Here is an 18,748-nt window from a genome sequence, read left to right as displayed (position 1 = left end):
CCGTCTCAGAAACGCATTTCCGGCACTTGATCCGGCACGATCAGCCGGCCGGCGGTTTTGGCGACAATCTCCGCCACGCTGACGCCCGGCGCGCGTTCGCGCAGCACGAAGGCGCCGTCTTCAATTTCCAGGTAGGCCAGATCGGTCAATACCTTGCGGATGCAGCGGGCGCCGGTCAGCGGCAGCGTGCAGCGCGGCAGCAGCTTGGACTCACCGCCCTTCGAGGCGTGGGTCATCACCACGATGATGTTCTCCGCCCCCGCCACCAGATCCATCGCGCCGCCCATGCCCTTGACCATCTTGCCGGGGATCATCCACGAGGCGATGTTGCCCTCGACGTCCACTTCAAACGCCCCCAGCACGGTCAGATCGACATGGCCGCCGCGGATCATGGCGAACGACTGCGCCGAATCGAAAATAGACGCGCCGAGGCGCGCGGTGACCGTCTGCTTGCCGGCGTTGATCATGTCGGCGTCCAGCTGCTGCTCGGTCGGGAACTCGCCCATCCCCAGCAGGCCGTTTTCCGACTGCAGCATCACGTCCATGCCCGCCGGCACATAGTTGGCCACCAGCGTCGGGATGCCGATGCCCAGGTTGACGTAGTAACCGTCCCTCAGCTCTTGCGCCACGCGCTGCGCCATTTGTTCCCGGGTAAGCATGCGAATTCTCCTTATGCCCGCAGGGTGCGTTGTTCGATACGCTTCTCGAAGGTGCCCTGGATCAGCCGATCGACGTAGATGCCGGGGGTATGGATCGCCGCCGGATCCAGTTCGCCCGGCGCCACGATCTCTTCCACTTCCACCACCGTGATGCGCCCGGCGGTCGCCATCAGCGGATTGAAGTTCTGCGCAGTGTGGCGGTAGATGACGTTGCCGAAGTGATCGGCCTTCCAGCCTTTCACGATGGCGAAATCGCCGGTGATGGCGGTTTCCATGATGTAGGGGCGGCCGTTGAACTCGCGCACCTCTTTGCCTTCGGCGATCGGCGTGCCGTAACCGGTGGCGGTGAAGAACGCCGGGATACCGGCGCCGCCGGCGCGGATCTTCTCCGCCAGCGTGCCCTGCGGCGTGAGATCGACCTCCAGCTCGCCGCTGAGCGCCTGCTGCTCGAACAGCGCGTTTTCGCCGACGTAAGATCCCACCACCTTGCGGATCTGATGGGTTTCCAGCAGCCGCCCGAGGCCGAACCCGTCGACGCCGCAGTTGTTGGAGACCACCGTCAACCCGCGCACGCCGCGCCGGCGGATCTCTTCGATCAGATTTTCCGGGATGCCGCACAGGCCAAAGCCGCCCGCCAGCACCGTCATGTTGTCCGTCAGGCCTGCCAGCGCTTCCTGGTAGCTGCCGACGCGTTTGTCGAGCCCTGCCATATCGTTGCCCCTGCATGTTGCGGCGCAGGGCGAAATGCCCTGGCTTGCGTGAGGGCATCTTCAGGTCACAAAAATGATTTGTTAATTTTGTTTTTATGCCTCATTCATTTAGAATTTTTATTAATCACACGTTAACCGACAATTAACAAAGAGTTAACGCCAACCAAAATGAAAATGAGCATCAAACAGTTACGCGCGTTTTTAGCGGTAGCTCACACTCTGAACTTCGCCCAGGCCAGCGAGCGGCTGAATATTTCGCAGCCGGCGCTCAGCCTGGCGATCCGTGGGCTGGAAGACGCGCTGGGCGGGCCGCTGCTGCTGCGCACCACCCGCCGGGTGACGCTGACGCCGGAGGGGGAAACCTTCTTCCCGATGGCGCGCCAGCTGCTGGCGGACTGGGACAACGCGGAAGAGGCGATGCGCCAGCGCTTCACCCTGCAGATGGGCAAGGTGGCGATCGCCGCCATGCCGTCGTTCGCCGGCAACCCGCTGCCGCCGATCCTCAAGGCATTTCGCGATCGTTACGCCGGCATCAACGTGGCGGTGCACGACGTCATCAACGAGCAGGTGTTTGAAATGATCCGCGAAGGGCGGGTGGAGATGGGCATCGCCTTCGAGCCGGAGCCGAGCGACACCCTGCACTTCACCCCGCTGTGCCGCGATCGCTTTCTGGCGGTGGTGCCGAAGGATTCGGCGCTGGCGCGCAAGGCGCAGGTAAGCTGGAAGGAGCTGCTGACGCTGGATTTCATCACCCTGCAGCGGCCATCGGCGGTGCGGTTGCTGCTGGAACAGGAACTGGCCCGCAGCGGGCGAACGCTGGAGGTGGCGTTTGAAAGCCACCAGCTGGTGACGGTCGGGCGCATGGTGGCCAACGGCCTCGGCGCCAGCGCGGTGCCGGCGCTGTGCGAGCAACAGATGGATGAGCTGGGGGCGGTCTGCGTGCCGCTGATCGGCCCGATCATCGAACGGCGCGTGGGCCTGATCCGCCTGGCGCAGCACCAACTCTCTTCCGCCGCGCAGGCGCTGGCGACCGTGATCGAACGGGAAATGGCGGAGAGTGGCGCGCAGCCCGCGCTTAGACCGTAAACCCGACGTGCTTGCCGCCCGGCAGCTCAACGTCCAGGCGCAGCGTGCCGCCCATCGCTTCCACGTAGCGTTTCAGGGTCGAAATCTTCAGCTCGTTGCCGCGCCCTTCGATGGCCGCGACCGAAGGCTGGGAAATGCCCAGCGTTTTCGCCAGTTCCTGTTGGGAAATATTCAGCGCTTCCCGCAGCTGGTGCAGGTGCGCTTCAAACAGCATCTCTTCGGCCATTTCCTCGATGCGCCGGCGGCTCTCCGGGGTGCGGGAGGCCAGCAGTTGCTTTAAGGTGCTCATGGGTTACTCCTTGAAATAACACATCAAATATTGGGTGAACTGCGCATCCGCGATGGGCAGCATCACTTTATAAAACCGCTTCTCATTACCCGTTTTGTCGCCCGCACACAGCACAATCGCCTGCCGCGCCGGATCAAAGGCGAAAAAAGCGCGAATCGGCCGCCCTTTGTGCTGAATACGCAGCTCTTTCATGTTGGGATGCAACGAGCCTTTCAGCACGTCGACAAAAGGCCGCCGAAGAGAAGGCCCTGCACGCTCGAGCATCACCAGCGCGGCCAACACCTTTTCCTGCGTCGATTCATCCTGCTCACAGAGCCACCGATCAAACTCTTCCGCTGTCATTACCGTCCACATGGCATCTCCTGATTATAGAGTACAATCTATGGCAAGACGATAGACCGGAATATATAATTTTCTCCAGACCGCCGTTGGCGTTTTGCCTGGCAGCTCGCAAAAGAAACCGATAAGACACCATTCAGCAATTCAATCGAAAAGAGGAAAGGAGTGGCAGATTTAGCGAAATACCGCTGTTTTCAGATGATTCTCCGATCGAGAGCGTGAGCCAGAACCTGTTACCACCCTGTAGAAAATGTTAAGTTTCCTAAAAATAAGGAGGCTTTTCGACATGGAACAGAAGTCCAGCAGCATCGCACCGGGCTATTGCATCGCCCAACAAACCGGCCCGCTCGCCTTCCACGCCAACTACCTGTTCGGTGGCAAGCCATCGGAAGCGGCACGCTTTTTTATGCAGCTCAATGCCGATACGCCGCTGGTTCAACCGGGGCAAATGCTGATCGTCGCCGATCCGCGCAATCATAATCAATCTACGCAGATCGCCGCCCTGATGCAGGCCAAGAGCCGCACCAGCAAAGCGGTGAAAGCCGGTGACAGCGATTTCTCCACCTTCTTGCACCGCAATTACGCCGCTATCGCCGCCTTCACCAGCTATGGGGAAACGGTCGTCGGGCTGGCTTCGGATGCCGGAGAACGCTACTTCAGCCAGATCAAAAATATCCTGGTCGAGATTGAAAAAACCTACCAAAATCAGTTCCGCACGAGTGGCGCTTTGATTGGCACGCAGTTTCAGGTGGAACGGGCGCGGCTGTTCGGTACATTAAAACCATTACTGAATCGCCTTACTCGTGCTCAACTCAATATGAAAGAGTATGCGCAAATCAAACACGCGCTGGGGCTCTCCAGTAAATCGCTGGTGCATGAATGGAGCACTGCCGGCGTCGGTGCCATCAAGGGCTATTCGAACTACGTCGACAGCGCCAGCCGTGCGGCCAAGTTTATGAAAGCCGGCGGCTGGATCGGCATCGGATTGAGTGGGCTGAACACCACCAACGACGTCTACAACGCCTGCACCACCGGCCGTGAACAGGAGTGCGCCAAGATCGCGGTGAAGGGATACAGTCATTTTGCGGCAAGTACTGCGGCGGGGATTTTGGGGGGTGAAGGTGGTGCGATGTTAGCAATGACAGCTTGTAGTATCGTCTTAGGCGCCTCCACGTTTGGTACCGGTATTTTAGCTTGCGGTATAGCAGGCGCTGCTCTGGGTGGCGCAGCTGGCAGTTGGGGTGGCGGTGTAGCCGCCGACAGCATTACTGGTTTCATTTTTGGTGAATAATGAAAATCGCTATCGTCCTGTTCTTCACTCTGACATTGATTAGCGCCCTGGTTCAGTACCTTTACTATCGGCGCTATAAAAAAGAATTTTCTGAATTCTATCAACGTTATGTACAAAGCGCCCATCCCTTGCCTCCATTTGTCATCTTCGCGGATAACCTTGGTTTGCTCGGTGTATCTATCAAAGCGCAATGGTTCCGTTGGATATTGAATGGCAGAAAAATAAAGATAGGGAAAAACGCTTTTCTGAGCCCAAAAACCTACGAATTCGTGAATGAAAACACATCTCAACGCCTCAAAAACTGGCTTCGAAAAGACTTCATCTTAAGCGTGCTGAAAATGGGGTGTTTGGCGTTGATGTGTATCTTTGCTTTTTTGAGCAAGGCATAACGCCCCTTGAACCTTAGCCGGTGGCTTATGAAAACAGCATCACTTATTGCAGCCGTGCTGCTCTTACTTTGTTGGCTTGTTCAATATATTTACTCTCGTCGCTATAAACGCGAGTTCGATGTTTTTTATCAACGCTATACCCAACAGGGCCACTTTGTCCCTGCTCACGTCGCGATTGCCGATGGCCTTGGCTCTTTAGGTACTTCCATCAAAGCCCAATGGTTCAGATGGATCCTTTGCGGGAAGAAAATCAAGGTAAAGAAAAACCAATATCTTCCCGCCAAGACCTATGAATTTGTTCGTCTTTCATCATCTGAACGCTTGCAGACCTGGATGAAAAACAACGGCACGCTTTTGGCGCTGGAAGGCGTGCTCTTCATCATGGCATTGATCTTTATGATAATAGCGAGAATGTCGTGATTCAGGCTGCTCAATGAAAACCCTTGTCATATTATGCTTAACGCTGCTGGTTTTAAGCGCCTGCATCCAATTCATTGGCTACCGTCGCCATAAAAAAGAGTTTGACGCGTTCTATCAACATTACGCCGGCAGTGGACATTTTATTCCGCCCTACCTCGCCTTTGCCGACGGCCTCGGCATGCTAGGTACCTCATTGAAGGTACAGTGGTTTCTTTGGATCCTGAAGAGGAAAAAAATCAAGATTAGGGGTCAGGTTTGGCTCGATGCGAAAACCTATGATTTCGTGCAAAAAACCGCCTCTCCTGAGCTACAGAAATGGCTGGCGATGGATTTTATACTTTTACTCGTAGAGGCCATTATTACCACCGTGGGCTGTATTTTTATTTACCTCATCAAGCATCAAGGTTGAGCAGACGCGTTGCTCCCCTCCACCGCCTGCACCGCCTGCACCGCCGCCTTCTGCGTAGCGCGCTGATATAAGCACAGCTCCCTGCCCGGCTTGTTTTTCATAAACGGCTGCGGGTAGCGCCCGCCGATAAACAGCGCCGAATAGCCGACGTCGTCGCCGTAGTGAACGATCGCCCCTTCCACCCTGGCGTTTTTTAGCCCGCTGGCTTTCAGGCAGGCGGCGCGCATCGCCCTTTCGCTCTCGGCCCACGCCTGTGGGGAAGACGCGGTGGCGTTGAACGCGGCCAGCGCGGCGATAAGCAGCCCTATTCTCTTCATCGTTATCTCTCCTTCAACGGCCCGTCTCGCCAGTATAGACCGTGCCGGCGCGGCCAACCCGCCAACGCCGCCACGCTCTTTACGGCATTTTTATTCCGCGCCCCGTTAACGTTACGGCGTTTTTACAGACAGTTTTTGCCGCCGCAGATACCCTTTTCACATCGCCGCTATGGCCTCACAAGAGAGTTGTCCCATGCGTTTATCCCTGCCTCTGGCCGTGACCGGTCGTCGTTCTGGAGCGCGCCATGCATTCTAATATCATCGGCTTCAATCCGCTGCTGGCGGAGCTGCCCGCTTCGCCAACGCGCGCCTTCCACAAAGAGCTGGAACACTACCTGCAGCGCTATCCGCAGACCGAACAGCTGGATATTTATCTGCACGATCTGAACGGCCAACTGCGCGGCAAGCGGCTGCCGATCGCCGAAGCCTTTGGGCTGGAGAAAGGCTGCTACTTCCCGCTGTCGATCTACGCCCTGGATCTGCACGGCCGGGTGATTGAAGAAAGCGGGCTGGGGCAGCGGGCGGGCGAACCGGACCGCTTGTGCCTGCCGGTGCCCGGCACGCTGCGCCCCTGCGCGCGCGATCCCGAACGCCACGCCCAGTTGCTGCTGACGATGCAAAATGCCGACGGCGGCGCCTGCGAGCTGGAGCCGCGCGTGGTGCTGCAACGGGTGCTGAAGCGCCTGCACGAGCGCAACTGCTTCCCGGTGGTGGCGGCCGAACTGGAGTTCTACCTGCAGGATCCGCAGCACCCCGCCGCGGCGGAAACCTGCCCGACGCAGAGCTTCGCGGTGGATGCGCCCGAGCGCCACCATGCGCTGCTGAGCGACATCGAACGGCACGCCCGCCTGCAAAACCTGCCGTTGACCGGCGTGGTGGCCGAAGCCGCCTCCGGCCAATACGAGCTGAATCTGCATCACAGCCGGCGCGTGCTGGAAGCCTGCGACCAGATCATGGCGCTAAAGCGCCTGACGCGGCAGATTGCCGAGCAACATCACCAGCACGCCTGCTTTATGGCCAAGCCCTGCGCCCACGCCGCCGGCAGCGGGCTGCATTTCCACATCAGCCTGCAGAACGAGCACGGCGAGAACCTGCTGACCGGCGCGCCGGGCGAACTGAGCGACAACATGCAGCAGGCGATGGCGGGCATGCTGGCGCTGATGCCGGCGTCGATGGCGATCCTGGCGCCCAACATCAACGCGTTTCGCCGCTTCCGCCCCGGCATGCACGTGCCGCTGCGCGCCTCCTGGGGCCACAACAACCGCACGGTGGCGCTGCGCCTGCCCTGCGCCGACAGCGCCAACCAGCGCATCGAATACCGCCTGGCCGGCGCCGACGCCAACCCTTATCTGGCGCTGGCGGTGATGCTCGGCGGCCTGCTGCACGGGCTGGAACAGCCGCTGCCGCTGCCGCCCGCCGCCAACGGCTGCGAGAGCGACAACGCCGCGCCCTTGCCGCTCGGCCAACAGGAGGCGCTGGCGCTGTTCCGCCACAGCGATCCGCTGCGTGAGCTGCTCGGCCCGGCGTTCTGCACCCTGTGGCACACCTGCAAAAGCGCCGAACTGCGCCGCTTCGAGGAACAGGTCACCGCCGCCGAACTCGGCTGGATGCTGTAACCCCCCGGTTCATTAACCTAAGGATAATCATGAATATGCAACCGCAACGAGCGCCCGTGCAGCCGCTACTCTGCTGGCGTAAAGGCGTTTTTCATATCAGCACCGATCGGCAATTGTTGGATATCGAGGCGATCCAACGTTTTCTCAGCCTGCCGGATCGGGCGGCGGCCGAGCGCCTGGTGTACCACGGCCTGTGCTTTGGCCTGTACCGCAAGCGCCACCTGCTCGGCTTCGCCCGCATGGTGACCGATTACGCCACCTTCGCCTCGGTGAGCGAACTGTTCATCAGCGCCGAATACCGCGGCGTCGGGTTGGGAAGCTGGCTGACGCGCTGCTGCCTGGCGCATCCGGCCTTGCGCGGCCTGCGCGTCACGCTGCCCGCCCTGCAAGCACCCTGGCGCGCCGATGGTTCGGCACACGCCCTGCGCGCCCTTCACTGATGAGGAGGCCCCCATGTCTCGTTTGGTGCTGATTTCCAACAAGCAGTGCGACGGTAAGGATCTGGCCTGCGCCGGCCAGACGCTGGCGACCGATGCCGAACCGGGGCTGTGGCTCGGCTGGAACGGCGACGTGCAGAATTTCGCGCAGCGCCCGATCAGCTGCCGGCAGCGCGCCGGTTACGATCAGGTGACCTTTCCGCTGTCGATCGAGGAGTTTCGCCGCCACTATCAGGGCTATTACCACGACGGCCTGTGGCCGGTGTTCCACAACCAGCCGGAGAAGGCGCACTTCACGCCGGAAAACTACCGCGCCTATCGGCAGCTGAACCGCCGGTTTGCCGATATCGCCTGCGAGCACCTGTGCCCCGGCGATACCGTCTGCATCGACGACTACCAGCTGCTGCCCTGCGCCCAGGCGCTGAAGGAGCAAGGGCTGCTTAACGCCTGCGCGTTTTTCTTCCACCTGCCGTTCCCGTCGGCGGCGCTGCTGCGGCGCATCCCGGAACATCGCCAGCTGATCGCCTCGCTGCTGTTCTACGATCTGATTGGCTTTACCACCACGGACGATCGCAATGCCTTTCTCAGCTGCCTGGCCGCCGAGTTCCCGCTGGAGATGCTGCCCGACGACCAGATCCAGGCCAACGGGCATATTTTCGCCACCGGCATTTTCCCCGCTGGCATCAACGGCAGGCAGGTTTATTGATTTACGGCGGCGCGCACCCTTCAGGCGCGCCGTTTTATTTCGCCGCGATTTATTTTTCCCGTCTTTATTGCCATCACCATGCGTTAATTTATTTTCCGGATATAGCGATTAAAAAATGAATATTTATCCTGTTACACATCAACCGTAAAAACCGCGCGGCGCCAATTGCTTTTTATTGGCGAAAAACATTACCCTCTCCCTGCCATATTTAAACCGAGGAGGGCCCCATGGGCGATGAAAGTTTTAGTTTTACGCTAATGCTATTGGGCGTCTTTCAATAATGCCATCCGCGTTGCATTCTGAAAGACACGGAATGCGGCAACCGTTCCCCTTCTGACGGCCTTTCCCACTCTGCCGGCCCACCCATCGCCCCGCTGCGAAAACAACGTCTGTCTCAGCCGCTACGGCGGTATTTATCTGGTGTCGCCGGGCATATTCCCCGAGCGCCGACGGATTTCTTATGGGAAAAATAAGGTATTGCGTTATGCAAAATAACCGGGGTACATCTGTTTTCAGAAAGTCTTATTTAAATGACTTTATCGTTATCGCCATCGGTGTTTTTTTCATTGCCTTTTTTATTCGTGCCTGGGGTGACATGCACGGTGACTTCAATGAACAAAACGTCTCTGCCATTAGTCTTGATGCCTGGAACCTGCTTTATTATTCGCTCAGAACCAGCATGCGCTTTCTCCTCGGCATGGCCTGGTCGCTGCTGTTTTCTGTGGTATTCGCCGTGCTGGCCGCACGCTATACGCCGCTGCGCCGGGTGATCCTGCCCTTCGTCAACTTTATGGAGTCGGTGCCGCTGGTGGGGTTCCTGACCTTCACGACCGTGTATTTTCTCAACCTCTACCCGCACAGCGTGATGGGGCTGGAGTGCACCGCCATCTTCGCGGTGTTTACCGGCCAGGCCTGGAACATGATGCTGACGCTGTATCAGACGCTGCGCATCGTGCCCAAGGAGCTGGATGAAGCCGCCCGCAGCTTCAATTACAACCCGTGGCAACGCTTCTGGCGGCTGGAGTTCATCTATTCGGTGCCGGGCCTGCTGTGGAACGCCATGGTGTCGCAATCCGCCGCCTGGTTCGCCCTGGTGGCCTCCGAAGCCATTCCGGTCGGCGATCGCTCGGTCGAACTGCCCGGCGTCGGCTCCTATATTGCCGAAGCGCTGGCGCAGCAGAACGTGCCGGCGATCCTGTATGCGATCGTCGCGCTGGCCGCCAACATCGTGCTGCTCGATCAGCTGGTTTTCCGCCCGCTGGTGCGCTACACCGCGCGCTTCAAATACGAAGACGTCACCGCCAGCCGGCCGTTCGGCAATCCGTGGTTCTACAACAGTCTGGCCTTTTCGCACGTCGGTGCGGCACTGGGCCACACGCTGCGCGCGCTGGCTGACCTGTGGCTGTTCAAGCTGCCGCGGCTGTGGTACGCCCTCGGCCTGCACCGCCTGTTCAGGCTCGCAGCCAAGGGAAACTGGCTGTGGCGCAGCCTGTGGTATCTCGGCGTGGTGCTGGCCTGCGTCTGGTTCGGTTACCGGCTGTGGGAATACTTCCCCAAACAGTACTTCGCCATGCTGCCGGAATGGATGCTGCTCACCACCGCGCGCGTGGCCGCGGCCATGCTGCTCAGCGTGGCGATCTTCACGCCGCTGGGGGTGTGGATCGGCATGAATCCGCGGCTGGTGAAGATCTTCCAGCCGATCATCCAGATCCTGGCGGCCATTCCGCCCAACATTTTCTACCCGCTGATCGCCGCCTTCATCGCCATTTATCATCAGGATCTCGGCTGGTGGGCCATCCCGATGATCATGCTGGGCACCCAGTGGTACGTGTTGTTTAACGTGATCGCCGGCGTATCCGCCATTCCGACGCAGATCACCGAAGTCAGCGAAACCTTCGGGCTGCGCCGCTTCCGCTGGTGGCGCTACTACATGCTGCCGGCGATTTTCCCCTACATCGTGACGGGCATCATCTCCGCCGCCGGTGGCGCCTGGAACAGCGCCATCGCCGCCGAGGTGATCCAGTGGGGCAGCACCACCCTCAGCGCCACCGGGCTGGGCGCGTTCATTTCTGTCGTCACCGACGCCGGCAAGAACCCGGAGTCCGCGCTGGGCTGCGCCGCCATGTGCGCGCTGGTGGCGCTGTGCATCATCTTCGTCTGGCAACCGCTGTATCGCATCGCGGAAACCAAATTCAAATATGACTGATCAAGGGGGAACAACATGCTGACTCAAGAGGTAATTATCAGCGCCAGCCGGCTGAACAAGACGTTTATCGGCGAAAACAAGCGCCCCAAACCCGTGCTGCGCGACGTGACGCTGACCGTGCACGCCGGCGAGTTCGTCACCATTCTGGGGCAATCCGGCTCGGGCAAGTCCACGCTGCTGCGCATGCTGGCCGGGCTGATCCCACCGGACAGCGGCACGCTCACGCTGGCGGGCAAACCGGTCGACGGCCCGAGCGCCAACGTCGGCATGGTGTTTCAGTCCTACGCGCTCTATCCCTGGCTAACGGTGTACGACAACATCGCCTTCGGCCTGCTGGCGCAACGGCTGCCGCCGCAGACGATCGCCGAGCGGCTGGGAGCGCTGCTGCGCCTGGTGGGCCTGACCGGCTATGAGCACGCCTGGCCGCGCGAGCTCTCGGGCGGCATGCGTCAACGGGTGGGCTTCGCCCGGGCGTTGGCGGTAGAGCCCGACCTCTTGCTGCTGGACGAACCCTTCTCCGCCCTCGATATCTTTACCGCGCAAAAACTGCGGGGCGACCTGCTGACGCTGTGGGGAGACAACCGGCTGCGCACGCGCGCCATGGTGATGGTGACACACGACGTCGAAGAAGCGGTGCTGATGTCCGATCGGGTGCTGATCCTGGACGCGACCAGCAAACGGATCGACGACGAGTTCAGCGTCAATATCCCGCGTGCGGCGCGCAACCGGGACAGCCTGCGGCACCTCACCGATCGGATCCGCAGCTGCCTGTACAAAAAAATCGCGCAAGCGCAATCAGCCGGTTAACGGCCCTGTTTTCATCCACTTGGGGAACTGAAATGAACCATAAAAGCGTGCTGATGACGCTGGTCATCCTGCTGCCGGCGGCCGCCACCGGCGCGGAAATCGTCAATAAAGACGGCAATAAACTGGATCTGTACGGCCAACTGAACGGCGTGCATTACTTCAGCAGCGACGCCGACAATAACGGCGACCGCTCCTATACCCGCTTCGGCTTCAAAGGCGAGACGCAGATCGGCGACGGGCTGACGGGGTATGGCCAATGGGAATATCAGGCAGGGCTCGATCAGCCGGAGAGCGCCGGGCCGGGCGACAGCTATACCCGCCTGGGCTTTGCCGGATTGACGTTCGGCCACTGGGGCAGCCTGGATTACGGCCGCAACTACGGCCTGCTGTATGACGTGGCCGGCTGGACGGACGTGCTGCCTGAATTCGGCAACGACAGCTACGAAGCGGCCGACAACTTTATGACCGGCCGCGCCAACGGCCTGCTGACCTACCACAGCCGCAGCCTGGGTGGTCTGGTCGACGGCCTGGATCTCGGCCTGCAATATCAGGGGAAGAATCGGGGAGACGACGCTCAACGGGCGAAGGATATCCAGACGCAAAACGGCGATGGCTACGCCTTTTCCGCCACCTACGACACCGGCGTGGGGCTCAACGTTGGCGCCGCTTACGCCAACTCTGCGCGCACCGTGGCGCAACAGCGCTTCGGCCTGGCTGACGGCGATCGCGCCCGGGCCTGGACCCTGGGGCTGAAATACGACCAGGACAACCTCTACCTGGCGGCAAGCTACGCGCGCACCGAGAACATGACCTACGTCGACGGCGATCGCTACGCCGGCTTCGCCCCCCGCGCGGACGCTATTGAGGCGGTCGCGCAGTATCACTTCGATTCCGGCGTCACGCCCTCGGTGGCCTACCTGCAAACGCGCGGCCGCAACCTGCCCGGCATTGGCGACGCCGATCTGGTCAAATACCTGGATCTGGCGCTGAATTACAGCTTCAACGCCAACATGTCGACCTACGTGGAGTACAAACTCAACCTGCTGCAACGGCAGAACGCCGTCGGCGCCGGCGCCGACGACATCGTCGAAACCGGCATCATGTATCAGTTCTGATCCTCATCCCGGCCGGAGGGCGCTCTCCGGCCGGTTTATTATGTGACTTTCCGCTGGCCTCTTATTCTCTCGTTTAATTCAGGTTTATATTTCCATAAAATGATGCCTATATTCATTCTCGCACCTTCCGTTTACGCCCCGTTTAATGAACAAAGAAAATCTTTCCCGCATTCATATTAAATTACATTTTGCCGCCATAATTCGGCGTAACCACATTGAATAACAGGCTATGGCACGCGTATTATGGCCACACGAAAAATAACGGGAGAATGATATGGACGGCGACAGTTGGTTGTTTATTTTATTGTTGGAATCGCTGAGGTCACAGGAGCAATAGTCATCCCATTGCATCCTGAAAGTGTCAGGATATGAGTCAGTTATAGCATCCCTTCGCTTTACCCTTCAGCCTCTGGCCTCCGCGCATGCCGCACCGGCACGCCCGATGGGCTAACCCCTCCAGCATAAGCGTATTAACAGTCCGATAACGGTCAGGCTTATTTGCACCCGCATTTATTTTACGCCTGCCCGGCGATAAATATCGGCCCTTTTTCCATGCTCATATTTTTAATTGGGTGGAGACAGATCATGTTGGTAAAAAAAACCACGCTGCTGACGGTCAATAACGTCAGCAAAAGCGTTCAGCCTACCGGTAAAGAAAAACGTCTGGTGCTGAATGAAATCAATTTGCGCCTTTACGACAACGAGGTCGTCAGCATTTTGGGGCAGTCCGGCTCGGGTAAATCCACCCTGCTGCGCATTCTTTCCGGCCTGATCGCGCCGGATCTGGGCACCGTGATGCTGGGGGATAAAAAAGTCTCGGGGCCGAATCCGCAGATCAACATGGTGTTCCAGACCTTCGCCATTTTCCCGTGGCTGAACGTCTACCAAAATATCGCCTTCGGGCTGCAGGCGCAGGATCTGCCGCCGCAGGTGGTCGAAGCCCAGACGCTGAAAATGCTCGATCTGGTCGGGCTCTCGCCCTACCGCGACGCCTACCCGCGCGAGCTTTCCGGCGGCATGCGCCAGCGGGTCGGCTTCGCGCGCGCACTGGCGGTAGAACCGATGCTGCTGTTGCTGGACGAGCCCTTTTCCGCGCTGGACGTCTATACCGGCGAACACCTGCGCAGCGATCTGCTGCGTATCTGGAGCACGCGCCAAATCAAAACCCGCTCCATCGTGCTGGTCACCCACAGCGTAGAGGAGGCGGTGATGATGTCTGACCGCGTCCTCCTGCTGGGCGCCGGCACCCTCGACGGCTGCTATCACATCACGCAGCGCCGCGAGGCGCGCACCCACGAGGGGATGCAGCCGCTGACGGACAAAATCAGCGAGACGCTCAGCCGGCAGATCGCCGCCGCGCACTGAGCGCCGCCCTGGCCTGGCGGGACGGAATCCCGCCAACTTAACTACCTGTTTATCAAGAGTTACCCCGCCACGGGTGGCTCATGATAAGCGGATAATACATCGAGTTATTATCATGCATTTCATTCATACACTGCTGACGCTGCTGACCGCGTCCGTCCTGGGCGCCGCCATCGGCTACGAAAGACAGTTCCGCCAGCGCACCGCCGGGCTGCGCACCAACACGCTGGTGGCCACCAGCGCGGCGATCTTCGTCCATCTGGCCATGACCATCGACGGCAGCGGCGGCGCGGTGCGCGTCATCTCCTACGTGGTCTCCGGCGTCGGCTTTCTCGGCGCCGGGGCCATCATGAAGGAAGGGATGAACATCCGCGGCCTGAACACCGCCGCCACGCTCTGGGGCTCCGCGGCGGTCGGCGCCTGCGCCGGCTGCGGCCTGTACGGTGACGCGCTGGCCGCCACGCTGTTTGTGCTCGCCGCCAACACCCTGTTGCGCCCGCTGGTCAATATGGTCAACAAACAGCCCTTCAATGACGTTAACGGCGAGTCTACCTACCAGATTTGCGTCATTGCCTTCGAGCATGAGCAGCGTGAGGCGCTGGCCAAATTCAAACAGGTGCTGCAAGGGGAAAACTGCTTTATCTCGCATCTGGATATCGAACCCTTTGGCGACGACGACGTGGAGATCACCGCCACGCTGATGCCGGCCTCCGTCACCACGCCGGTGCTCGACCAGACCATCAATAAATTGCTGAACGACAGCATGATGAAACAGGCCTATTACAGCCGCATCGCCGGCTCCGGCTGATGCCTTTCACTTCCAGGGAGATCAACCATGAAAACCATGCCAAAGCTGGCGCATCTGACGATGTTCAAAGACATTGTCCACTGTGGAAGTTTGCACGAGGCCGCGAAAAAGCTGGCCATCTCGCAGCCGACGCTCAGCCGGGTGCTTAAAGAGCTCGAAATGACCATCGGTGCGCGGCTGCTGGAGCGCAGCAACCGCGGCGTGCGCCTGACGGCGGTCGGCGAGCTGTTTTACCGGCGAATAGACGCCGCCACCAATCAGTTGCTCAACGCGTTTGACGAGCTGCGCGGCATGAGCGCTGACGGCGAGAAGCGCCTGCGGGTGGGGATGAGCGTCGATCCGCTGCTGTGCTACCTGCCTCAGGTGCTCGAAGGCTTCAACCGCCGCTACCCGCATACCCGGGTGACGGTGGTGGAGGACGGCCCGGAAGGCCTGCTGGCCCGGCTGCGAAACTGCGAGCTGGATTTGGCGGTCAGCAGCCTGAACGGCGCGGCGGGCGGCGCCGATCTGGCCATGCAGGCGCTGAAGAGCGAGCGCTTCTCGCTCTATCAGGGAGGCGATCTTACCGCAGCCGGGCAGCCGCCGGCCGAGGCCAAATGGGTGGTGCCGCGCTCCTGCTCGGTGGGGCATGCCGCCATCCGCGAGATCGCCGAACGCTATACGCCGCACGGCCAGATCGTCGAGACCGACTCCTTTCTGGCGACCTGGTGCCTGGTCAGGCAGCAAGGCTATATCGCGCTGCTGAGCGATCGGGTGGTCGCACACTACGCCCCGCAGCTGCACCTGCAGAAAATCCCGACGCAGGAGATAGACATCAGCGCGCGCTTTTACGTCTTTACCCGCCATGAGCCGGCGACGCCGCCGCTCAGCGCCGCGTTTATCCACCTGCTGCAGGCCATGCAGACGGCCTGAGGAGACAGGCCGCTGCCCGCCGGCGGCCGACTCTCTGGCTCAGGCCGCCAACCGCTTACCCCGCCAATCCAACCGTTCACCCGGCGGATCTGACCGCTGACCGAAATACGCCTGTCTTCCCCCCTTACCCCCGGCGATGATGAGCTGTTCCTAAACCCGCCTTACCTCGGGAAAGACGCTACGGCTCGCCGCGCCACTCTGACATCTCTTACAAGCGGATGAGTTCATTCATATTTTGCAGACTGGAATTAAGGATACCTCATGAAACGAGAGGGGATTTTAAAGCACATTCCGTGGATGCTGCTGGGGATACTCGGCGCAGCCTGCCTCGGCGTGGTGGCGCTGCGCCGCGGCGAACACATCAGCGCGCTGTGGATCGTCGTCGCTTCGGTGGCGGTGTATCTGGTGGCCTACCGCTACTACAGCCTGTACATCGCCACCAAGGTGATGAAGCTGGACGCCGGCCGCGCCACCCCGGCGGTGGTCAACAACGACGGCCTGAACTACGTGCCGACCAACAAGAACGTGCTGTTCGGCCACCACTTCGCCGCCATCGCCGGTGCCGGGCCGCTGGTGGGGCCGGTGCTGGCCGCGCAGGTCGGCTACCTGCCCGGCACGCTGTGGCTGCTGGGCGGCGTGGTGCTGGCGGGGGCGGTGCAGGACTTTATGGTGCTGTTCATCTCCTCGCGCCGCAACGGCGCCTCGCTCGGTGAGATCATCAAAAAAGAGATGGGGCCGATACCGGGCACCATCGCGCTGTTCGGCTGCTTCCTGATCATGATCATCATCCTGGCGGTGCTGGCGCTGATCGTGGTGAAAGCGCTGGCGGAGAGCCCGTGGGGGGTATTCACCGTCTGCTCCACCGTGCCGATCGCGCTGTTTATGGGCATCTACATGCGCTACCTGCGCCCCGGCCGCGTGGGTGAAGTGTCAATCATCGGCATCGTGCTGCTGGTGGCCGCCATCTGGTTCGGCGGCGTGGTGGCGCACGACCCGTACTGGGGCCCGGCGCTGACCTTTAAAGACACCACCATCACCTTCACGCTGATCGGCTACGCGTTCGTCTCCGCCCTGCTGCCGGTGTGGCTGATTCTGGCGCCGCGCGACTACCTGGCGACCTTCCTGAAAATCGGCGTGATCGTCGGGCTGGCGATCGGTATCGTGATCCTCAACCCTGAGCTGAAAATGCCGGCGGTCACCCAGTTCGTCGACGGCACCGGCCCGGTGTGGAAAGGTACCCTGTTCCCGTTCCTGTTCATCACCATCGCCTGCGGCGCGGTCTCCGGCTTCCATGCGCTGATCGCCTCCGGCACCACGCCGAAGCTGCTGGCCAATGAGACCGACGCGCGCTTTATCGGCTACGGCGCAATGCTGATGGAGTCCTTCGTCGCCATCATGGCGCTGGTGGCGGCTTCTATCATCGAGCCGGGCCTGTACTTCGCCATGAACACCCCGCCGGCGGCGCTGGGCATCACCATGCCGGATCTGCACCGCCTGGGCACCGAAGACGCGCCGATGATCATGGCTTCGCTGAAGGACGTCACCGTGCACGCGGCGGCGGCGGTCAGCTCCTGGGGCTTCGTCATCAGCCCGGAACAGATCCTGCAGACCGCCACCGACATCGGCGAACCTTCGGTGCTGAACCGCGCCGGCGGCGCGCCAACGCTGGCGGTGGGCATCGCCCACGTGTTCCACCAGATCATTCCGGGCGCCAACATGGGCTTCTGGTACCACTTCGGCATTCTGTTCGAGGCGCTGTTCATCCTGACCGCGCTGGACGCCGGCACCCGCTCCGGCCGCTTTATGCTGCAGGATCTGCTGGGCAACTTCGTGCCGTTCCTGAAGAAAACCGACTCGCTGGTGGCCGGCATCGTCGGCACCGCCGGCTGCGTCGGGCTGTGGGGCTACCTGCTGTATCAGGGCGTGGTGGATCCGCTCGGCGGCGTGAAGAGCCTGTGGCCGCTGTTCGGCATCTCCAACCAGATGCTGGCCGCCGTGGCGCTGGTGCTGGGCACCGTTGTGCTGATTAAGATGAAGCGTACCCAATACATCTGGGTGACCGTACTGCCGGCGGTGTGGCTGCTGATCTGCACCACCTACGCGCTGGGCCTGAAGCTGTTCAGCGACAACCCGCAGCTGGAAGGCTTCTTCTTCCTGGCCGGCGAGTACAAGCGCAAGATCGCCGAAGGCGGCGCCGAGCTGAGCGCCCAGCAGATCGCCAACATGAACCACATCGTGGTGAACAACTACACCAACGCCGGGCTGAGCATTCTGTTCCTGCTGGTGGTGTACAGCATCATCTTCTACGGGGTGAAAACCGCGATGGCGGCGCACAAGAACCCGAAACGCACCGACCAGGAAACACCTTACGTGCCGGTGCCGCAGGCCGCGCCTACCGACGGCGTAACTGAGGGGGAAGTCAAAGTTTCGACCCAGCATTGATGTGATTTAACGGATACCCTGCATAATAACGTTAAGCAGTACCCAAAGCCGCACGGCCTGCGTATCGCAAGATGCCAGGCGTGCGGCGCGATGCAATCGAGATACCCGGGGCGACCCGGAGGTGGGGCATCCCTGCGGGAACCCCATCCCCCGGCTTCCCCTAATATCAGGCTTAAGCAAGCGCTGTAGTGATGCAGGGTAAAGTTGGAGAAGGCTTATGTTCGGAAATCTCGGCCAGGCGGGGAAGTATCTCGGGCAGGCGGCGCGCATGTTGGTGGGCGTGCCTGACTACGATACCTACGTCCAGCACATGAAAGACAACCACCCGGACAAGCCGGTGATGACCTATAAAGAATTTTTCCGCGAGCGCCAGCAAGCGCGCTACGGCGGCGACGGCAAAGGCGGCATGCGCTGCTGTTAACCCGCAG

General features: G+C 60.4%; 21 protein-coding genes. 16 read left to right on the top strand and 5 right to left on the bottom strand.

What is annotated here, in order from left to right; translation table 11 throughout:
* Positions 1-5 precede the first annotated feature (5 nt).
* Entirely contained in the window at positions 6-659 is a 654-nt protein-coding gene (locus ACJ8IM_RS09810) for a CoA transferase subunit B (protein ID WP_033648566.1), read from the bottom strand.
* Between the two features lie 11 nt (positions 660-670).
* Positions 671-1,369, bottom strand: a complete 699-nt coding sequence (locus ACJ8IM_RS09805; RefSeq protein WP_004933280.1) for a CoA transferase subunit A — start codon at positions 1,367-1,369, stop codon at positions 671-673.
* A 168-nt stretch (positions 1,370-1,537) separates the two neighbouring features.
* Here ACJ8IM_RS09805 and ACJ8IM_RS09800 point away from each other — a divergent pair, with 168 nt between their 5' ends.
* A complete protein-coding gene (locus tag ACJ8IM_RS09800) occupies positions 1,538-2,455 on the top strand; it encodes a LysR family transcriptional regulator (protein WP_033636930.1) in 918 nt (305 codons plus the stop codon).
* Here ACJ8IM_RS09800 and ACJ8IM_RS09795 read toward each other — a convergent pair.
* Both ACJ8IM_RS09795 and ACJ8IM_RS09790 read right to left on the bottom strand, forming a co-directional pair.
* Positions 2,445-2,744 (bottom strand): helix-turn-helix domain-containing protein, encoded by a 300-nt coding sequence (locus ACJ8IM_RS09795; RefSeq protein ID WP_019453270.1) that lies wholly within the window; start codon positions 2,742-2,744, stop codon positions 2,445-2,447. The two genes, ACJ8IM_RS09800 and ACJ8IM_RS09795, sit on opposite strands and share 11 nt — an antisense overlap.
* Positions 2,745-2,747: 3 nt before the next feature.
* Complete coding sequence (locus ACJ8IM_RS09790) at positions 2,748-3,098, bottom strand: type II toxin-antitoxin system RelE/ParE family toxin (protein ID WP_033652823.1); 351 nt, start codon at positions 3,096-3,098, stop codon at positions 2,748-2,750.
* A gap of 271 nt (positions 3,099-3,369) precedes the next feature.
* Here ACJ8IM_RS09790 and ACJ8IM_RS09785 point away from each other — a divergent pair, with 271 nt between their 5' ends.
* From ACJ8IM_RS09785 to ACJ8IM_RS09770, 4 genes are read left to right on the top strand one after another with little or no spacing between them, the layout of a single operon-like run.
* Positions 3,370-4,374, top strand: coding sequence for a hypothetical protein (locus ACJ8IM_RS09785; RefSeq protein ID WP_015376494.1), 1,005 nt, complete (start codon positions 3,370-3,372; stop codon positions 4,372-4,374).
* Positions 4,374-4,763, top strand: coding sequence for a hypothetical protein (locus ACJ8IM_RS09780; protein WP_033652822.1), 390 nt, complete (start codon positions 4,374-4,376; stop codon positions 4,761-4,763). The genes ACJ8IM_RS09785 and ACJ8IM_RS09780 overlap by 1 nt, the downstream gene beginning before the upstream one ends.
* A 27-nt stretch (positions 4,764-4,790) precedes the next feature.
* Complete coding sequence (locus tag ACJ8IM_RS09775; RefSeq protein ID WP_033652821.1) at positions 4,791-5,183, top strand: hypothetical protein; 393 nt, start codon at positions 4,791-4,793, stop codon at positions 5,181-5,183.
* 13 nt (positions 5,184-5,196) lie between these two features.
* The gene (locus ACJ8IM_RS09770; RefSeq protein WP_033652820.1) at positions 5,197-5,592 is read left to right on the top strand and encodes a hypothetical protein; all 396 of its coding nucleotides are present in this window, start codon (positions 5,197-5,199) and stop codon (positions 5,590-5,592) included.
* Here ACJ8IM_RS09770 and ACJ8IM_RS09765 read toward each other — a convergent pair.
* On the bottom strand, positions 5,583-5,909 hold the full coding sequence (locus tag ACJ8IM_RS09765; protein ID WP_033652818.1) for a hypothetical protein: 327 nt from the start codon (positions 5,907-5,909) through the stop codon (positions 5,583-5,585). The two genes, ACJ8IM_RS09770 and ACJ8IM_RS09765, sit on opposite strands and share 10 nt — an antisense overlap.
* 245 nt (positions 5,910-6,154) lie before the next feature.
* On the opposite strand from ACJ8IM_RS09765, the gene ACJ8IM_RS09760 reads away from it, so the two are divergent.
* The 11 genes from ACJ8IM_RS09760 to ACJ8IM_RS09710 all read left to right on the top strand — a co-directional run bounded on the left by ACJ8IM_RS09760 (position 6,155) and on the right by ACJ8IM_RS09710 (position 18,741).
* A complete protein-coding gene (locus ACJ8IM_RS09760; RefSeq protein ID WP_060438138.1) occupies positions 6,155-7,525 on the top strand; it encodes a glutamine synthetase family protein in 1,371 nt (456 codons plus the stop codon).
* Between the two features lie 35 nt (positions 7,526-7,560).
* On the top strand, positions 7,561-7,965 hold the full coding sequence (locus tag ACJ8IM_RS09755; RefSeq protein WP_229601674.1) for a GNAT family N-acetyltransferase: 405 nt from the start codon (positions 7,561-7,563) through the stop codon (positions 7,963-7,965).
* A gap of 13 nt (positions 7,966-7,978) precedes the next feature.
* Entirely contained in the window at positions 7,979-8,668 is a 690-nt protein-coding gene (locus tag ACJ8IM_RS09750) for a trehalose-6-phosphate synthase (protein ID WP_033652815.1), read from the top strand.
* Between the two features lie 679 nt (positions 8,669-9,347).
* Entirely contained in the window at positions 9,348-10,874 is a 1,527-nt protein-coding gene (locus ACJ8IM_RS09745) for an ABC transporter permease subunit (protein ID WP_101455731.1), read from the top strand.
* A 15-nt stretch (positions 10,875-10,889) separates the two neighbouring features.
* Positions 10,890-11,681, top strand: a complete 792-nt coding sequence (locus ACJ8IM_RS09740) for an ABC transporter ATP-binding protein (protein ID WP_033652813.1) — start codon at positions 10,890-10,892, stop codon at positions 11,679-11,681.
* A gap of 32 nt (positions 11,682-11,713) precedes the next feature.
* The gene (locus ACJ8IM_RS09735; protein ID WP_033652812.1) at positions 11,714-12,796 is read left to right on the top strand and encodes a porin; all 1,083 of its coding nucleotides are present in this window, start codon (positions 11,714-11,716) and stop codon (positions 12,794-12,796) included.
* 585 nt (positions 12,797-13,381) lie between these two features.
* Positions 13,382-14,161: an ABC transporter ATP-binding protein gene (locus tag ACJ8IM_RS09730; RefSeq protein ID WP_033652810.1), complete on the top strand. Its 780-nt coding sequence runs from the start codon at positions 13,382-13,384 to the stop codon at positions 14,159-14,161.
* 112 nt (positions 14,162-14,273) lie between these two features.
* Positions 14,274-14,966, top strand: coding sequence for an MgtC/SapB family protein (locus ACJ8IM_RS09725; protein WP_019453282.1), 693 nt, complete (start codon positions 14,274-14,276; stop codon positions 14,964-14,966).
* 27 nt (positions 14,967-14,993) lie between these two features.
* The gene (locus tag ACJ8IM_RS09720; protein WP_033652809.1) at positions 14,994-15,878 is read left to right on the top strand and encodes a LysR family transcriptional regulator; all 885 of its coding nucleotides are present in this window, start codon (positions 14,994-14,996) and stop codon (positions 15,876-15,878) included.
* 261 nt (positions 15,879-16,139) lie between these two features.
* Complete coding sequence (locus ACJ8IM_RS09715; protein ID WP_033652808.1) at positions 16,140-18,320, top strand: carbon starvation CstA family protein; 2,181 nt, start codon at positions 16,140-16,142, stop codon at positions 18,318-18,320.
* A gap of 217 nt (positions 18,321-18,537) precedes the next feature.
* The gene (locus tag ACJ8IM_RS09710) at positions 18,538-18,741 is read left to right on the top strand and encodes a YbdD/YjiX family protein (RefSeq protein WP_004953088.1); all 204 of its coding nucleotides are present in this window, start codon (positions 18,538-18,540) and stop codon (positions 18,739-18,741) included.
* Positions 18,742-18,748: the final 7 nt, after the last annotated feature.

Source organism: Serratia sp. CY33525 (assembly GCF_052169115.1).
GTDB lineage: Bacteria > Pseudomonadota > Gammaproteobacteria > Enterobacterales > Enterobacteriaceae > Serratia > Serratia sarumanii.
Note: the sequence above shows the minus strand (reverse complement) of the source record. Positions and strands in the feature narration are given on the sequence as shown.

Bases quoted from the DNA above. Each gene is read 5' to 3' on its own strand.
- ACJ8IM_RS09765 (WP_033652818.1), bottom strand. From the start codon at position 5,909: ATGAAGAGAATAGGGCTGCTTATCGCCGCGCTGGCCGCGTTCAACGCC.
- ACJ8IM_RS09780 (WP_033652822.1), top strand. From the start codon at position 4,374: ATGAAAATCGCTATCGTCCTGTTCTTCACTCTGACATTGATTAGCGCC.
- ACJ8IM_RS09740 (WP_033652813.1), top strand. From the start codon at position 10,890: ATGCTGACTCAAGAGGTAATTATCAGCGCCAGCCGGCTGAACAAGACG.
- ACJ8IM_RS09785 (WP_015376494.1), top strand. From the start codon at position 3,370: ATGGAACAGAAGTCCAGCAGCATCGCACCGGGCTATTGCATCGCCCAA.
- ACJ8IM_RS09715 (WP_033652808.1), top strand. From the start codon at position 16,140: ATGAAACGAGAGGGGATTTTAAAGCACATTCCGTGGATGCTGCTGGGG.
- ACJ8IM_RS09750 (WP_033652815.1), top strand. From the start codon at position 7,979: ATGTCTCGTTTGGTGCTGATTTCCAACAAGCAGTGCGACGGTAAGGAT.
- ACJ8IM_RS09745 (WP_101455731.1), top strand. From the start codon at position 9,348: ATGCGCTTTCTCCTCGGCATGGCCTGGTCGCTGCTGTTTTCTGTGGTA.
- ACJ8IM_RS09810 (WP_033648566.1), bottom strand. From the start codon at position 659: ATGCTTACCCGGGAACAAATGGCGCAGCGCGTGGCGCAAGAGCTGAGG.
- ACJ8IM_RS09775 (WP_033652821.1), top strand. From the start codon at position 4,791: ATGAAAACAGCATCACTTATTGCAGCCGTGCTGCTCTTACTTTGTTGG.
- ACJ8IM_RS09755 (WP_229601674.1), top strand. From the start codon at position 7,561: ATGCAACCGCAACGAGCGCCCGTGCAGCCGCTACTCTGCTGGCGTAAA.
- ACJ8IM_RS09805 (WP_004933280.1), bottom strand. From the start codon at position 1,369: ATGGCAGGGCTCGACAAACGCGTCGGCAGCTACCAGGAAGCGCTGGCA.
- ACJ8IM_RS09725 (WP_019453282.1), top strand. From the start codon at position 14,274: ATGCATTTCATTCATACACTGCTGACGCTGCTGACCGCGTCCGTCCTG.
- ACJ8IM_RS09795 (WP_019453270.1), bottom strand. From the start codon at position 2,744: ATGAGCACCTTAAAGCAACTGCTGGCCTCCCGCACCCCGGAGAGCCGC.
- ACJ8IM_RS09770 (WP_033652820.1), top strand. From the start codon at position 5,197: ATGAAAACCCTTGTCATATTATGCTTAACGCTGCTGGTTTTAAGCGCC.
- ACJ8IM_RS09800 (WP_033636930.1), top strand. From the start codon at position 1,538: ATGAAAATGAGCATCAAACAGTTACGCGCGTTTTTAGCGGTAGCTCAC.
- ACJ8IM_RS09710 (WP_004953088.1), top strand. From the start codon at position 18,538: ATGTTCGGAAATCTCGGCCAGGCGGGGAAGTATCTCGGGCAGGCGGCG.
- ACJ8IM_RS09760 (WP_060438138.1), top strand. From the start codon at position 6,155: ATGCATTCTAATATCATCGGCTTCAATCCGCTGCTGGCGGAGCTGCCC.
- ACJ8IM_RS09735 (WP_033652812.1), top strand. From the start codon at position 11,714: ATGAACCATAAAAGCGTGCTGATGACGCTGGTCATCCTGCTGCCGGCG.
- ACJ8IM_RS09730 (WP_033652810.1), top strand. From the start codon at position 13,382: ATGTTGGTAAAAAAAACCACGCTGCTGACGGTCAATAACGTCAGCAAA.
- ACJ8IM_RS09720 (WP_033652809.1), top strand. From the start codon at position 14,994: ATGAAAACCATGCCAAAGCTGGCGCATCTGACGATGTTCAAAGACATT.
- ACJ8IM_RS09790 (WP_033652823.1), bottom strand. From the start codon at position 3,098: ATGTGGACGGTAATGACAGCGGAAGAGTTTGATCGGTGGCTCTGTGAG.